Origin of the sequence: Pseudomonas inefficax (genome assembly GCF_032164165.1) — a bacterium.
GTDB lineage: Bacteria > Pseudomonadota > Gammaproteobacteria > Pseudomonadales > Pseudomonadaceae > Aquipseudomonas > Aquipseudomonas inefficax.
Genome location: NZ_CP134401.1, coordinates 1,733,889 through 1,748,142 on the forward strand (window position 1 = coordinate 1,733,889; position 14,254 = coordinate 1,748,142).

General features: G+C 64.6%; 13 protein-coding genes. 8 read left to right on the forward strand and 5 right to left on the reverse strand.

Annotated features, from left to right (window positions below; all coding sequences use genetic code 11):
• Positions 1-80 precede the first annotated feature (80 nt).
• From RIN61_RS07765 to RIN61_RS07775, 3 genes are read right to left on the reverse strand one after another with little or no spacing between them, the layout of a single operon-like run.
• A complete protein-coding gene (locus tag RIN61_RS07765) occupies positions 81-848 on the reverse strand; it encodes a heme ABC transporter ATP-binding protein (RefSeq protein WP_112250055.1) in 768 nt (255 codons plus the stop codon).
• Complete coding sequence (locus RIN61_RS07770) at positions 848-1,831, reverse strand: FecCD family ABC transporter permease (protein WP_166674309.1); 984 nt, start codon at positions 1,829-1,831, stop codon at positions 848-850. Before RIN61_RS07770 ends, RIN61_RS07765 begins: the two co-directional genes overlap by 1 nt.
• A 50-nt stretch (positions 1,832-1,881) precedes the next feature.
• Positions 1,882-2,766 carry a heme/hemin ABC transporter substrate-binding protein gene (locus RIN61_RS07775; protein ID WP_313856541.1) on the reverse strand — a complete coding sequence of 295 codons (885 nt, stop codon included), beginning with the start codon at positions 2,764-2,766 and terminating at the stop codon, positions 1,882-1,884.
• Positions 2,767-2,914: 148 nt separating this feature from the next.
• Here RIN61_RS07775 and RIN61_RS07780 point away from each other — a divergent pair, with 148 nt between their 5' ends.
• Positions 2,915-3,232 carry a Rieske (2Fe-2S) protein gene (locus tag RIN61_RS07780; RefSeq protein ID WP_313856543.1) on the forward strand — a complete coding sequence of 106 codons (318 nt, stop codon included), beginning with the start codon at positions 2,915-2,917 and terminating at the stop codon, positions 3,230-3,232.
• On the opposite strand, the gene sfsA is transcribed toward RIN61_RS07780, so the two are convergent.
• Positions 3,222-3,935, reverse strand: a complete 714-nt coding sequence (gene sfsA, locus RIN61_RS07785; RefSeq protein ID WP_112250047.1) for a DNA/RNA nuclease SfsA — start codon at positions 3,933-3,935, stop codon at positions 3,222-3,224. The genes RIN61_RS07780 and sfsA overlap by 11 nt on opposite strands.
• Positions 3,935-5,107 carry a pyridoxal phosphate-dependent aminotransferase gene (locus RIN61_RS07790; RefSeq protein WP_313856545.1) on the reverse strand — a complete coding sequence of 391 codons (1,173 nt, stop codon included), beginning with the start codon at positions 5,105-5,107 and terminating at the stop codon, positions 3,935-3,937. Before RIN61_RS07790 ends, sfsA begins: the two co-directional genes overlap by 1 nt.
• A 210-nt stretch (positions 5,108-5,317) precedes the next feature.
• Here RIN61_RS07790 and dksA point away from each other — a divergent pair, with 210 nt between their 5' ends.
• From dksA to folK, 7 genes are all read left to right on the forward strand, one after another.
• Positions 5,318-5,761, forward strand: coding sequence for an RNA polymerase-binding protein DksA (gene dksA / locus RIN61_RS07795; RefSeq protein ID WP_025340685.1), 444 nt, complete (start codon positions 5,318-5,320; stop codon positions 5,759-5,761).
• 64 nt (positions 5,762-5,825) lie between these two features.
• Positions 5,826-6,713, forward strand: coding sequence for a tRNA glutamyl-Q(34) synthetase GluQRS (gene gluQRS / locus RIN61_RS07800; protein ID WP_207877293.1), 888 nt, complete (start codon positions 5,826-5,828; stop codon positions 6,711-6,713).
• 245 nt (positions 6,714-6,958) lie between these two features.
• Complete coding sequence (locus RIN61_RS07805; protein WP_003250005.1) at positions 6,959-7,135, forward strand: hypothetical protein; 177 nt, start codon at positions 6,959-6,961, stop codon at positions 7,133-7,135.
• Complete coding sequence (locus RIN61_RS07810; protein ID WP_181457301.1) at positions 7,119-10,094, forward strand: sensor histidine kinase; 2,976 nt, start codon at positions 7,119-7,121, stop codon at positions 10,092-10,094. Before RIN61_RS07805 ends, RIN61_RS07810 begins: the two co-directional genes overlap by 17 nt.
• A 4-nt stretch (positions 10,095-10,098) precedes the next feature.
• Entirely contained in the window at positions 10,099-11,541 is a 1,443-nt protein-coding gene (locus RIN61_RS07815; protein WP_112250041.1) for a sigma-54-dependent transcriptional regulator, read from the forward strand.
• 837 nt (positions 11,542-12,378) lie between these two features.
• Positions 12,379-13,767, forward strand: coding sequence for a polynucleotide adenylyltransferase PcnB (locus tag RIN61_RS07820; RefSeq protein ID WP_112250039.1), 1,389 nt, complete (start codon positions 12,379-12,381; stop codon positions 13,765-13,767).
• Positions 13,764-14,243, forward strand: a complete 480-nt coding sequence (gene folK / locus RIN61_RS07825) for a 2-amino-4-hydroxy-6-hydroxymethyldihydropteridine diphosphokinase (RefSeq protein ID WP_112250037.1) — start codon at positions 13,764-13,766, stop codon at positions 14,241-14,243. The genes RIN61_RS07820 and folK overlap by 4 nt, the downstream gene beginning before the upstream one ends.
• Positions 14,244-14,254 lie beyond the last annotated feature (11 nt).

Sequence of the window (14,254 nt, forward strand, 5' to 3'; positions counted from 1 at the left end):
AGCAGTGATGCACAAATTGCCGGGGCTGCTCTGCAGCCCTTTCGCGACACAAGGCCGCTCCTACAAAGATCGCGCCGGCGTTAGCGGGTGATGATCAGCGGATGCCCACGCTCCGGGTGCGCCTGTACCAGCACATCGATCCCGTAAACCGCCTTCAACGCCGCCGGCGTCAGCACGGCTTCAGGTGCGGCAAAGGCATGGCAGTGCCCCTGCTCCAGCAGCAGGATACGGTCACAGTAGCGCGCCGCCAGGTTCAGGTCATGCAGGATCACCAGCACTGCAGCGCCACGCTCGGCAAAACGGCGCACGGCTTCCAGGGTGGTGTGCTGGTGCAACGGGTCGAGCATCGAGGTTGGCTCGTCGAGCAGCAGTGTGGTGCCCGCCTCGCCCGGCCAAAGCTGCGCCAGCACCCGAGCCAGGTGCACCCTCTGCCGCTCGCCGCCAGACAACGCCAGGTAGCTGCGCTCCACCAGGTGCCAGGCATCCGCCGCCCGCAAGGCCGCTTCGACGATTTCCGCATCGCGCCGCTGCCCGGTGCCATGGGGCATGCGCCCCATCCCCACCACTTCCTCGACCCGGAACGAGAACCCCAGGCTGGACACCTGCGGCAACACCGCCAGACGCCTGGCCCGTTCCTGTCCGGCCCAGTCGGCCAGTGGCCTGCCCTCTAACGTCACCTGCCCGCGATCGGGTACCAGTTCACCACACAGTACACCCAGCAGGCTGCTCTTGCCGGCACCGTTGGGGCCGAGCACGCCCACCACCTGCCCCGGGCTCAGTTGCAGATGAATGCCGTGCAGCACTTCGTTGCTGCCCCGCCGCAAGTACAGCCCCTCGGCTTGCAACATCAGCTGCGTCCTCGTATCAGCAGGAACAGGAAGAACGGCGCACCGATAAAAGCCGTGACGATGCCAATCGGCAGCTCTGCAGGCGCCAGCAGCAGCCGCGCCGCCAAATCGGCGAACAGCATCAGCACGCCGCCCGCCAACAAGGAAGCTGGCAGCACCACCCGGTGATCAGGCCCGGCCAGCAGGCGCACCAGGTGCGGCACCACCAGGCCGATGAAGCCGATCAGCCCCGCTGCCGCTACCGCCGCCCCCACACCCAGCGCCGTGCAGAACACCAGCTCGCGCTTGAGCCGCTCCACATCGATACCCAAGTGACGCGCTTCCGACTCTCCCAGCAGCATGGCATTCAACGCCTTGGCCCGACGTGGCAGCCACACCGCCACGCCCGCAGCCACCACCAGCAACGGCCACAGCCGCTGGTAACTGGCACCATTGAGGCTGCCCAGGTTCCAGAAGGTCAGCGTGCGCAACGTGGCGTCGTCGGCCAGGTAGGAGAACAGCCCCACGGCAGCACCGCCCAGCGCGGTCATGGCCACACCGGCCAGCAGCATCGTGGCGACGTTGGTCTGGCCATCACGCCGGCCCAGGCGATATACCAGCGCAGTCACACCCAACCCGCCGATGAAAGCACACAGCGACAACAGGTAAGGGGCAAGCATATCCGGCAAACCGCCCAGCCAACTGCCGCCAACGATGGCCACTGCCGCGCCCACCGCCGCCCCGGCCGCAACCCCTACCAGCCCGGGGTCGGCCAGCGGATTACGGAACAGCCCCTGCATGGCCACACCGGACAACGCCAGCACCGCGCCCACCGCCAGCCCCAGCAAGGTGCGCGGCAGGCGGATCTGGCCGAGGATCATCTCGGCCTGCTGCAGGCCATCAGCGGCAATGGGCAGCCCCAGCAGGCGCAGGCCGGCACGCAGTGTATCGAACAGCGGCAGGCTGACTGGCCCCAGGGCCAATGACAACCACACCGCCAACAGGCACAACAGGCTCAGGCAAACGAACAGCGTGCGTGGCTGGACCCGCTGCTTCATTGGGCGAGACTGGCCTTGGCAGCCGGGTAGAAGGTGGCTGCCAGGGACTGCAGGGTTGCCGGCAAGCGTGGCCCGAGCCCGCCGACCAGCAGTGTTGGGTCAAGCGATACCAGGCGCTTCTCGCGCACGGCGCGCGAGGCCGCCAGCACAGGGTTTTCTTTCAGCAACGCCTGCAGGGCCTGCTCATCGGCCAGAGCCCGGTCGGAAAACACGATCACATCCGGGTCCAGAGCCGCCAGTGCTTCGCTGGAGAAATTCTTGTAGCCCTGATGTTCTGCCAGGTTGCGCCCGCCTGCCTGGCTCAGCAGCCAATCACCGGCGGTACCCTGCCCGGCGATCAGCGGCCTGGCGCCGGCATGCCCGACCAGCAGCAATACCCCTGGCGCCTTTTGCCCGGCCTGGGCCTGCCTGACATTGGCTTGCATGGCATCGAGCTGTTGGTGGTAGCCCGACGCCAACACGGCGGCCTGCTGCTCTGCGCCCAGCAATTGCCCCAAGTGCTTGAGGTTTTCATCCACCGCCGCCAGCTCGGCCTTGCTGGAGAACAACTCGACCCGCACGCCAGCCTTGCGGATTTGCGCCAGTACCGGTGGCGGTCCCATTTCCTCGGTGCCCACCAGCACATCCGGGCGCAGGCTCAGAATGCCTTCTGCAGACAGCTGCCGCTGGTAGCCGACACTGGGCAGTGACTTCAGCGATGGCGGATGCTGGCTGGTAGTGTCCACACCCACCAACCGCGCTTCACCACCCAGCGCGCTGATCCATTCGCTCAGTGCACCACCAGCGCTGACCCAACGCTGCGGCAGCTCGGCCGCCAGGGCCTGGGTAGAGAGCACAAGGCTCGCGCACAGGGCGAGCAAGGCGACGGGACGGCGCATCATCGGGTTCCTTCTGCAGACGGGCCACGCGCCTTGTGGCGAGCGACGGAACTGCGCACCATAGGCAGCCGGGCGCAGCGAATGCGGGCAATTTGATAATTATTCGCATTGAAGCGTCAAGCCAACACTTGTTTCACGAGTCGTCCTTGCCATGCACTTCCTTTGTACCTCCCACGGTCTGGCCGAAGGCCAAAGCCGCGCCTTCAGCGTAGACGGCATCGAACTGTTCGGCGTGCGCCGCCAAGGCCGAGTGTATCTCTACCGCAACCGTTGCCCGCACCGCGGCATCCCGTTGAACTGGGCGGAAGATGCATTTCTCGATGACAGCGCCAGCCTGATCCACTGCGCCCATCATGGCGCGCTGTTCCTGATCGAAAGCGGCGAATGCGTGGCCGGGCCGTGCGAGGGCGAACAACTGCAGGCCCTGGGCTGCCATGAGGACAGCCAGGGCATCTGGTTCAAGGGGTAAGCAGCACCGGCAGGCGGCGGTCGATGACGATACCTTCGGCGTCCAGGCGTGTGCCGTAGGCCAGCACCTCCACCCCTTCTGCCACCGCCGCGCGCAGGGCCTGGGCATAGGCCGCATCGATCTCCTCGGCCGGGCGCACCGCGTCGATACCGGTCAGGTTCACGCAATACAGCTGTACCGCCCGCACGCCCTGCCTGGCCAGCTTCGCCAGCTCGCGCAGGTGCTTGGCACCGCGCTGGGTCACCGCATCAGGGAAGGCCGCGACCGTGCTGCCTGGGTAGCCCAGGGTCACGCTCTTGACCTCGACATAGGCCGGGGCACCGTCGAACTCCAGGCGAAAGTCGATGCGGCTGCCTTCCTCGCCGTAGGCCACTTCACGCCTTAGAGCACTGAAGCCGGCCAGTTCGGCGATAATGCCGGCATGCAGGGCCTCTTCGACCAGCGTATTGGCCCGCCCGGTGTTCACACAGGCCAGCCGCCCCTGCGGGGTTTCGCTGATTTCCCAGGTGCCCGGCAGCTTGCGTTTGGGGTCGTTGGAGCGGCTGAACCACACCTGCCCGCCTTCACGCATGCAGTTGAGCATGGAGCCGGTGTTCGGGCAGTGGATGGTCAGTTGTTCGCCGCCGGTCAGTTCGATATCCGCCAGAAAGCGTTTGTAGCGGCGCAGCAGACGGCCTTGTTCGAGTGGAGGATAAAACTGCATCAGCCTTGCCAGCTCCGCAGGCCGCGGGCAATGCGCTGCACCGCTTCTTCCAGGCGCGGCAGGCTCTGGGTGTAGGCAAAGCGCACATGGTGACCGGCCAGGTGACGGCCAAAATCCAGGCCTGGAGTGAACGCCAGGTGTTCGGTCTCCAGGAAGTGCCGGCAGAAGGCAAAGGCGTCACCGCCGAAGGCACTGATGTCGGCATACAGGTAGAACGCCCCCTGCGGCTCGACGGCAATGCGGAAGCCCAGTTCGCGCAGGGCGGGCAACAGGTAGTCGCGGCGGCGGGCGAACTCGGCGCGGCGCTCCTCGAAAATGGCCAGGGTTTCGGGCTGGAAACACGCCAGCGCGGCATGCTGGGCCATGCTTGGCGCACTGATGTACAGGTTCTGTGCCAGCTTCTCCAGGTCGGCCACGGCGCCAGGTGGGGCGACCAGCCAGCCAAGGCGCCAGCCGGTCATGCCGAAATACTTGGAAAAACTATTCAGCACGAATGCCGAGTCGTCCACTTCCAGCACGCTGGGCGCGTCCATGCCATAGGTCAGCCCGTGGTAGATCTCGTCCACCACCAGGTGACCATGCCGTTCGCGGGTGGCGCGGGACAGGCCGGCCAGCTCGTCACGACCCAGCACAGTGCCAGTCGGGTTGGCCGGCGAGGCGACCAGGGCACCGACCGTGTCCTTGTCCCAGTAGCGGTCGACAAGGTCGGCGGTCAGCTGGTAATTCACCTCCGGGCCCACCGGTACCAGCTGCGCCCCGCCCTCTACCAGGCGCAGGAAGTGACGGTTGCACGGGTAGCCCGGGTCGGCCAGCAGCCAGTGCTTGCCTGGGTCGACCAGCAGGCTGCTGGCCAGCAGCAGCGCACCGGAGCCGCCCGGAGTGATGAGAATGCGCTCAGGGTCGACACTCAGGCCGTAACGCTGGCCGTAGAAACCGGCAATGGCTTCGCGCAGCGCCGGCAGGCCGCGTGCGGCGGTGTAGCGGGTGTGTCCGGCGGCCAGTGCTGCCTGGCCGGCGGCAACGATGGGCGCGGCCGTGGTGAAGTCCGGCTCGCCGATTTCCAGGTGGATCACATCGTGTCCGGCCGCCTGCAACTCGTTGGCCCGGGCCAGCAGCGCCATGACGTGGAAGGGTTCGATGGCGCGGCTGCGCGCACTGTAGGTGTGGGCCATGACCTTCTCTCAATTGGGTCTAAACTGGAGATTCTACCTCTGTACGCCACCGAACGTGCGGCTCGCGCCGCTGTCAATTACCAGGATCGGGCGGGGTAGCGCACCCCCGATCTATCTGGTAAGTTCGGCGGCTCGCAGTCGCAGGGCCGGCGGGTGCCGGAGATGGAGCAGCCTGCGCATTGGATCAGATGAGTGAGAGGCGGTCTATTCATGTCCACCGTAGAAAAGCAAAAAGCCCAGACCATGTACGGTGTCGAGCCCTACGTAGAAACCAAGGGTGAAGAGTACATGGGCGAGCCCATGAAAAAGCACTTCACCAAGCTTCTCGGCGCCTGGAAGCAAGAGCTGATGAACAGTGTCGACCGCACTGTGGACCACATGAAGGACGAGGCAGCCAACTTCCCCGACCCGGCCGACCGCGCCAGCCAGGAAGAAGAATTCGCCCTGGAGCTGCGCAACCGCGATCGCGAGCGCAAGCTGATCAAGAAAATCGACAAGACCCTCGACAAGATCAAGGCCGACGAATACGGCTGGTGCGAATCGTGCGGCATCGAGATCGGTCTGCGTCGCCTGGAGGCTCGTCCTACCGCCGACCTGTGCTTCGACTGCAAGGAAATCGCCGAGAAAAAGGAAAAGACAGTCGGCAAAGGCTGATCTTTCTTTCCACCTGAACGGGGCGCATCATGCGCCCCGTTTCATTTATATGCCCAGCCTGAACATGACCGACTCAAGCTACATCGGGCGTTTCGCCCCCACCCCCAGCGGCTTCCTGCACTTCGGCTCGCTGGTCGCCGCCCTCGCCTCCTGGCTCGATGCCCGCGCGGTGAACGGCCGCTGGCTGCTGCGCATGGAAGACACCGACCCGCCTCGGGAAATGCCCGGTGCTCGCGATGCCATCCTGCAGACCCTGGAGCGCTACGGCCTGGAGTGGGACGGCGAAGTGGTGTTCCAGAGCCAGCGGCACGATGCCTATGCCGCGGTCGTCGACCGCCTGTTCAACCTGGGCCTGGCCTACGCCTGCACCTGCTCGCGCAAGCAGCTTGAGGGTTACCACGGCATTTACCCGGGCCTTTGCCGCAATGCCGGGCATGCGCGTGAAGGTGCTGCAATCCGCCTGCGCGTGCCGGAACTGATCTACCGCTTTACCGACCGGGTGCAAGGCGAGTTCCAGCAGCACCTGGGGCGTGAAGTAGGCGACTTCGTCATTCAGCGTCGCGACGGGCTGTATGCCTACCAGCTGGCGGTGGTACTGGACGATGCCTGGCAAGGTGTTACCGACATCGTGCGTGGCGCCGACCTGCTCGACAACACCCCGCGCCAGCTGTACCTGCAAGAGTTGCTGGGCTTTTCGCAGCCGCGCTACCTGCATATCCCGTTGATCGTGCAGCCGGACGGGCACAAGTTGGGCAAGTCGTACCGCTCGCCGCCGTTGCAGGCGGACCAGGCGACACCGCTGTTGCTGCGGGCGCTGCGGGCGTTGGGGCAGGAGGCAGACCCCGAGTTGCTGCTGGCAACGCCGGCTGAGGTGCTGGCGGTAGCTCGCAAGCAGTGGAAGCCCGAGGCGATTGCACAGCGGACCACGGTGCCAGAGGCTGATTTGCGCTGAGGCAGGCCCGGCCCCTTCGCGGGTAAACCCGCTCCCACAGGGTCCTAACCAAACCTGAGGAAAGCGCATTACCTGTGGGAGCGGGTTCACCCGCGAAGAGGCCGGCACAGGCAACCCACCCCGCAAAAACAAAAGCCCAATAAATTCAACCTCTTGGCGAACACCATGGATTCCCGCTAGCATCCCCCCAGCCATTTGCGCCAATAATAAGTCCAAGCCCGCAGCGCCCAACCATCGAGGCCAGCATGTACATCTATCGTTTGGTCCTGCTTCTGGTCGTGGGGATCTACCTGTTCTCCCCGGCCATCATGGACTGGTGGATCGAACCGACCGGAGCCTGGTATCGCCCTTACCTGCTCTGGCTGATCCTGATCGTCGTCACCTTCATCCTGCAGAGCCAACGAGATGCCGATGAGCTTTAGCCTGACCCAGATGATCCTGATCAGCGCCGCGTACCTCATGGTGCTGTTCGGCGTGGCCTGGATCAGCGAGCGGGGGTTGATCCCGCGCTCGATCATTCGCCACCCGCTCACCTACACCCTGTCGCTGGGCGTGTACGCCAGTGCCTGGGCCTTCTATGGCTCGGTGGGCCTGGCCTACCAGTACGGCTACGGCTTCCTTGCCTGTTATCTGGGGGTGTCCGGCGCGTTCCTGCTGGCGCCGGTGCTGCTCTACCCGATCCTCAAGATTACCCGCACCTACCAGCTGTCATCGCTGGCGGACCTGCTGGCATTCCGCTTCCGCAGTACCTGGGCCGGCGCGCTGACCACCATTTTCATGCTGATTGGCGTGCTGCCCTTGCTGGCCCTGCAGATCCAGGCCGTGGCCGACTCGATAAGCATCCTCACCGGTGAGCCGGTCAAGGCGCGGGTTGCCTTCGCCTTCTGTACGCTGATCATCCTGTTCACCATCTTCTTCGGCTCGCGGCACATCGCCACACGCGAAAAGCACGAAGGGCTGGTGTTCGCCATCGCCTTCGAGTCGGTGATAAAGCTGCTTGCCCTGGGCGGTATCGGCCTGTACGCCCTGTATGGCGTGTTCGGCGGCCCGCACGAGCTGGAAGTGTGGCTGCTGCAGAACCAGACCGCCCTGGCCGCTCTGCATACGCCACTGCAGGAAGGCCCATGGCGCACCCTGCTGCTGGTGTTCTTCGCCTCGGCCATCGTCATGCCGCACATGTACCACATGGCCTTCACCGAAAACCTCAACCCGCGCTCGCTGGTCAGCGCCAGCTGGGGCCTGCCGCTGTTCCTGCTGCTGATGAGCCTGGCCGTGCCGCTGGTGCTGTGGGCCGGCCTGCGCCTGGGCGCCACCACCAACCCTGAGTACTTCACCCTGGGCCTGGGGCTTGCCGCCAACAACCAGGCACTGGCGCTGTTGGCCTACATCGGCGGCTTGTCGGCCGCCAGCGGGCTGATCATCGTCACCACCCTGGCGCTGTCGGGCATGGCCCTGAACCACCTGGTGCTGCCGCTGTACCAGCCGCCGGCCGAAGGCAACATCTACCGCTGGCTGAAGTGGACCCGCCGCGCGCTGATCGTCGCCATCATCACCGCCGGGTTCATGTTCTACCTGACCCAGAACAACCACCAGAGCCTGGCCAACCTTGGCATCGTCGCCTTCGTCGCCACATTGCAGTTCCTGCCGGGCGTGCTGTCGGTTCTGTACTGGCCAACTGCGAACCGCCGTGGCTTCATCGCCGGCTTGCTGGCGGGCACCCTGGTGTGGATGGTGACCATGCTGCTGCCACTGCTGGGCAACCTGCAGGGCTTCTACATCCCGCTGCTGGACATGATCTACGTGCTGGACGACACCAGCTGGCACATGGCGGCCATCGCCTCGCTGGCGGCCAACGTGCTGTTGTTCACCCTGATCTCGCTATTCACCAACGCCAGTACCGAAGAAGTAAGCGCCGCCGAAGCCTGCGCGGTGGACAACGTGCGCCGCCCGCAACGCCGCGAGCTGCACGCCGCCTCGCCACAGGAGTTCGCCACCCAGCTGGCCAAGCCGCTGGGCGCCAAGGCTGCACAGAAGGAAGTGGAACAGGCCCTGCGTGACCTCTACCTGCCTTTCGACGAGCGCCGCCCCTACGCCTTGCGTCGGCTGCGCGACCGCATCGAGGCCAACCTGTCCGGCCTGATGGGGCCGAGCGTGGCCCAGGACATGGTCGAGACCTTCCTGCCGTACAAGTCCGGTAACGAAAACTACGTGACCGAGGACATCCACTTCATCGAAAGCCGCCTGGAAGACTACCACTCGCGCCTGACTGGCCTGGCCGCCGAGCTCGACGCCCTGCGCCGCTACCACCGCCAGACCCTGCAGGAACTGCCCATGGGCGTCTGCTCGCTGGCCAAGGACCAGGAAATCCTGATGTGGAACAAGGCCATGGAGGAGCTCACCGGCATCGCCGCCAAGCACGTGGTCGGCTCACGCCTGGTTACCATCAGCGAACCTTGGCGCGGCCTGCTGCAAGGTTTCATCAATGTGCCCGACGAGCACCTGCACAAGCAGCGCCTGGCGCTGGACGGCCAGCCGCGCTGGCTGAACCTGCACAAGGCGGCCATCGACGAGCCGCTGGCCCCGGGTAACAGCGGCCTGGTGTTGCTGGTAGAGGACCTTACCGAAACCCAGGCGCTGGAAGACAAGCTGGTGCACTCCGAACGCCTGGCCAGCATCGGCCGCCTGGCCGCCGGGGTGGCCCACGAGATCGGCAACCCGATCACCGGCATCGCCTGCCTGGCGCAAAACCTGCGCGAGGAGCGTGAGGGCGATGGCGAAATCATCGAGCTGTCCAGCCAGATTCTCGAACAGACCAAGCGGGTATCACGTATCGTCCAGTCGCTGATGAGCTTCGCCCATGCCGGCGGCAGCCACCAGAACAGCGAAGAGCCGGTATGCCTGGCCGAAGTGGCGCAGGATGCCATCGGTCTGCTGGCGTTGAACCGGCGCAATTTCGAAGTACAGTTCTTCAACCTCTGCGACCCGGAGCACTGGGCCGAAGGGGACCCGCAGCGCCTGGCCCAGGTGCTGATCAACCTGCTCTCCAACGCCCGCGACGCCTCACCGCCCGGTAGCGCCGTACGCGTGCGCAGCGAAGTCAGCGAACACACCGTCGACCTGATCGTCGAGGATGAGGGCAGCGGGATCCCGAAGAGCATCATGGACCGCCTGTTCGAACCCTTCTTCACCACCAAGGACCCGGGCGAAGGAACCGGACTGGGGCTCGCTCTGGTCTATTCCATCGTGGAAGAGCATTATGGGCAAATCACCATCGACAGCCCGGCCGATATCGAACGGCAACGTGGCACCCGGATCCGCGTGACCCTGCCCCGGCATGTCGTAGCGACGTCCCCTGAAATTCGAGACCGTCGAGAGAATTGAATCAATGCCGCACATTCTGATCGTCGAAGACGAAACCATCATCCGCTCGGCCTTGCGTCGCCTGCTCGAACGGAACCAGTACCAGGTCAGCGAAGCCGGCTCGGTGCAGGAAGCCCAGGAACGCTTCAGCATTGCCACCTTCGACCTGATCGTCAGCGACCTGCGCCTGCCAGGCGCGCCCGGCACCGAACTGATCAAGCTCGGCCAAGGCACCCCGGTGCTGATCATGACCAGCTACGCCAGCCTGCGCTCGGCAGTAGACTCGATGAAAATGGGCGCGGTGGACTACATCGCCAAGCCCTTCGACCATGACGAGATGCTGCAAGCGGTGGCGCGTATCCTGCGTGACCGCCAGAACGCCCCGGCTGCGGCTCCAGCGGCCGAGCCACGGGCCACCAATGGCAAGGCCGCCCCGGCCGACAAAGGCAGCGCGGCAGCCGCCAATGGCGAAATCGGCATCATCGGCTCGTGCCCGCCGATGCAGGATATGTACAGCAAGATCCGCAAGGTCGCTCCCACCGACTCCAACGTGCTGATCCAGGGCGAGTCGGGCACCGGTAAAGAGCTGGTTGCACGCGCTCTGCACAACCTGTCGCGCCGGGCCAAGGCGCCGATGATTTCGGTGAACTGCGCGGCCATCCCCGAGACACTGATCGAGTCCGAACTGTTCGGCCACGAGAAAGGCGCGTTCACCGGCGCCAGCGCCGGGCGCGCCGGCCTGGTGGAAGCTGCCGATGGCGGCACCCTGTTCCTCGACGAAATCGGCGAACTGCCGCTGGAAGCCCAGGCCCGCCTGTTGCGCGTGCTGCAGGAAGGCGAGATTCGCCGGGTGGGTTCGGTACAGTCGCAAAAGGTCGATGTACGCCTGATCGCCGCGACCCACCGTGACCTGAAGAACCTGGCCAAGGCCGGCCAGTTCCGTGAAGACCTGTATTACCGCCTGCATGTGATCGCCCTGAAACTGCCTGCCCTGCGCGAGCGCGGCAGCGACGTCAACGAGATCGCCAGCGCCTTCCTCGCCCGCCAGAGCGCGCGCATCGGCCGCGACGACCTGCACTTCTCGGCCGAAGCCGAGCAAGCCATCCGTCACTACAGCTGGCCGGGTAACGTGCGCGAACTGGAAAACGCCGTGGAGCGGGCAGTGATCCTCAGCGAGAGCGCAGAAATTTCCGCCGACCTGCTGGGCATCGACATCGAGCTGAGTGACCTGGAGGATGATGAAATCCTCGACAACGCCTTGGTCGTGGCCAGTGCGACGAATGCCAGCCATGAGCCGACAGAGGACCTGTCGCTGGAGGACTACTTCCAGCACTTCGTGCTCGAACACCAGGACCACATGACCGAAACCGAGCTGGCTCGCAAGCTCGGGGTCAGCCGCAAGTGCCTGTGGGAACGTCGCCAGCGCCTGGGCATCCCGCGGCGCAAGAGCAACGCTACCAGCGAATAAGCGATCTGCCGGGGCGGGAGGTTCCTCCTGCCCCTTCTCTACACAGCCCCCCGGCCCTTTCGCGGGTAAACCCGCTCCCACAGGTATTACCCCCCTCGAGGGTGAAGTACCTGTGGGAGCGGGCGTGCCCGCGAAAGGGCCGGCAAAGCCAGCGCACACACCCCAGGTAACACATCAGCCCCCGCAAAAATCTGTTACCCAGGCTTTCCGCCGTAACAGTTCCCGAGGCGTACGGTAACGAAATTTCGACATTTTCGACCGCTGAAAAACTGCTCGCCCCCTCCAAGCCCTTGATTTTACTGGGTTTGCAAAAGTTGGCACGGCACCTGCTATATGTCTGGTACAAGAACAATAACAAGCACTGCAACTCAGAATAAGAACAAGACGAAACGGCTCACGCACAATAAAAACAAGACGGCGGAGGCGCAGCTAACTGATTCTTTTGGAGAGGATGCGTGTTTGGGGCTTGCCCCACAACCAGGCAGAGAACAATAAAAACTGCACTAAAAAGCAGCGCCTGAACTGGTTGGATCGACAGATCAACGTGACATCAGCGACCAAAGCAATCCGTTTGCTCTTAACCCCTGGCTTGGGGGTCGTCCACAAGCTTCGAGATTTGTGGACAGGGCACTCAACAAAAACAAGAAGCCCAGCAGAAAAACAATAAGAGCACGCAACGACTTCTTGGGGAGCTTAGGCTCCCCTTGTCGTTTCTACCCTTCCGGCAGGCATCCTGCTACCCGCCTACACCATTCCTTGAGTAAATGCTAGAATCCCCGCCCATCATGCGGCCATTCTCCTATTCTTGGCCGAACATTCCTTCAAACAGTGCATCCCATGCTGAAGAAGCTGTTCCAGTCGTTCCGCCCGCCCGTACCGGGCCCGCACCACAGGCGCACCACGCCTGAGGTGATCAACAAGAGCCAGCACTCGCTGCAACGCCACCAGTTCAGCCGCCATGCGGTGAACATCGTGGAACGTCTGCAGAGCGCCGGTTACCAGGCTTACCTGGTCGGTGGATGTGTCCGCGACCTGATGCTGGGCATCACGCCGAAAGACTTCGACGTCGCCACCAGCGCCACCCCCGAACAGGTCCGCGCCGAGTTCCGCAACGCGCGCATCATTGGCCGCCGCTTCAAGCTGGTCCACGTGCATTTCGGCCGTGAGATCATCGAGGTCGCCACCTTCCGCGCCCACCACTCGGAAGACGACCAGGGCGACAGCCACCGTTCGTCGCACAATGCCAGTGGCCGCATCCTGCGTGACAACGTGTACGGCACCCTGGAAGAAGACGCGCAACGTCGCGACTTCACCATCAACGCCCTGTACTACGACCCGGTCAGCGAGCGCATCCTCGACTACGCCAACGGCGTGCACGATATCCGCAACCGCCTGCTGCGCCTGATCGGTGACCCTACCCACCGCTATCAGGAAGACCCGGTGCGCATGCTGCGCGCGGTGCGCTTCGCCGCCAAGCTCGATTTCGGCATCGAAAAGCACACCGTCCAGCCGATCCGCGAGCTGGCCCCGATGCTGCGCGAGATTCCGCCAGCGCGCCTGTTCGAAGAGAGCCTCAAGCTGTTCCTCTCCGGCCAGGGCGCCATGGTCTTCGAAATGCTGGTCGACCTGCAGCTGTTCGAGCCGCTGTTCCCGGCCAGTTCGCATGCCCTGGACGAGCGCCCGACTTATACCCACACGCTGATCAGCCAGGCGCTGAACAACACCGACCTGCGCGTGAAGCAAGGCAAACCGGTAACCCCGGCCTTCCTCTTCGCCGCGCTGCTGTGGCCAGCCCTGCCCGCCCGCGTGCTGCACCTGCAGAACCAGGGCGTGCCGCCGATCCCCGCCATGAACGGTGCGGCCCACGACCTGATCGCCGAGCAATGCGCACGCATCGCCATCCCCAAGCGCTTCACCCTGCCGATCCGCGAGATCTGGGACATGCAGGAGCGCCTGCCACGCCGCAGCGGCAAGCGCGCCGACATGCTGCTGGACAACCCGCGCTTCCGCGCCGGCTACGACTTCCTGCTGCTGCGGGAAAGCGCCGGCGAAGAAACCGACGACCTTGGCCAATGGTGGACCGACTACCAGGATGCCAACGACAGCGAGCGCCGCGAAATGATCCGCGAACTGGGCAGCCGTGACGAAGGCACCGGCGCCGGCCCGCGCAAACGCAAGCGCAGCGGTGGCAAACGCAAGCGCAGTGGCGACGAGGCGTTCGAGTGAACACCCGCGCCTATATCGGCCTGGGCAGCAACCTGGACGCACCTGCCGAACAGTTGCGCAGCGCCTTGCACGCCCTCGACCAAGTCGAGGCCACGCGCCTGGTGGCGGCCTCGGCGCTGTATACCAGCGATTCGCTGCTGCCCGGCCAGCCGCGCTACACCAACGCCGTCGCAGCCCTGGACACCGCCCTGGCGCCGCTGGCCCTGCTCGATGCCCTGCAGGCCATCGAGAACGAACAGGGCCGCGTGCGCAAGGAGCGCTGGGGCCCGCGCACACTGGACCTGGACATCCTGCTGTTCGGCGACCAGGTGCTCGACGAGCCACGCCTGAAAGTGCCGCATTACCACATGCATGCCCGGCCTTTCGTGCTGTACCCGCTGGCAGAACTGGTACCGGGCGATTTCCGCCTGGCCGATGGTCGCGCCCTCGCGCAACTGCTCGCCGACTGCCCGTTCGTCGGCCTGGAACGCCTGTAAACCGGGCGTTC

Bases quoted from the DNA above. Each gene is read 5' to 3' on its own strand.
- RIN61_RS07765 (WP_112250055.1), bottom strand. From the start codon at position 848: ATGTTGCAAGCCGAGGGGCTGTACTTGCGGCGGGGCAGCAACGAAGTG.
- RIN61_RS07775 (WP_313856541.1), bottom strand. From the start codon at position 2,766: ATGATGCGCCGTCCCGTCGCCTTGCTCGCCCTGTGCGCGAGCCTTGTG.
- RIN61_RS07780 (WP_313856543.1), top strand. From the start codon at position 2,915: ATGCACTTCCTTTGTACCTCCCACGGTCTGGCCGAAGGCCAAAGCCGC.
- sfsA (WP_112250047.1), bottom strand. From the start codon at position 3,935: ATGCAGTTTTATCCTCCACTCGAACAAGGCCGTCTGCTGCGCCGCTAC.
- RIN61_RS07790 (WP_313856545.1), bottom strand. From the start codon at position 5,107: ATGGCCCACACCTACAGTGCGCGCAGCCGCGCCATCGAACCCTTCCAC.
- dksA (WP_025340685.1), top strand. From the start codon at position 5,318: ATGTCCACCGTAGAAAAGCAAAAAGCCCAGACCATGTACGGTGTCGAG.
- gluQRS (WP_207877293.1), top strand. From the start codon at position 5,826: ATGACCGACTCAAGCTACATCGGGCGTTTCGCCCCCACCCCCAGCGGC.
- RIN61_RS07805 (WP_003250005.1), top strand. From the start codon at position 6,959: ATGTACATCTATCGTTTGGTCCTGCTTCTGGTCGTGGGGATCTACCTG.
- RIN61_RS07810 (WP_181457301.1), top strand. From the start codon at position 7,119: ATGCCGATGAGCTTTAGCCTGACCCAGATGATCCTGATCAGCGCCGCG.
- RIN61_RS07815 (WP_112250041.1), top strand. From the start codon at position 10,099: ATGCCGCACATTCTGATCGTCGAAGACGAAACCATCATCCGCTCGGCC.
- RIN61_RS07820 (WP_112250039.1), top strand. From the start codon at position 12,379: ATGCTGAAGAAGCTGTTCCAGTCGTTCCGCCCGCCCGTACCGGGCCCG.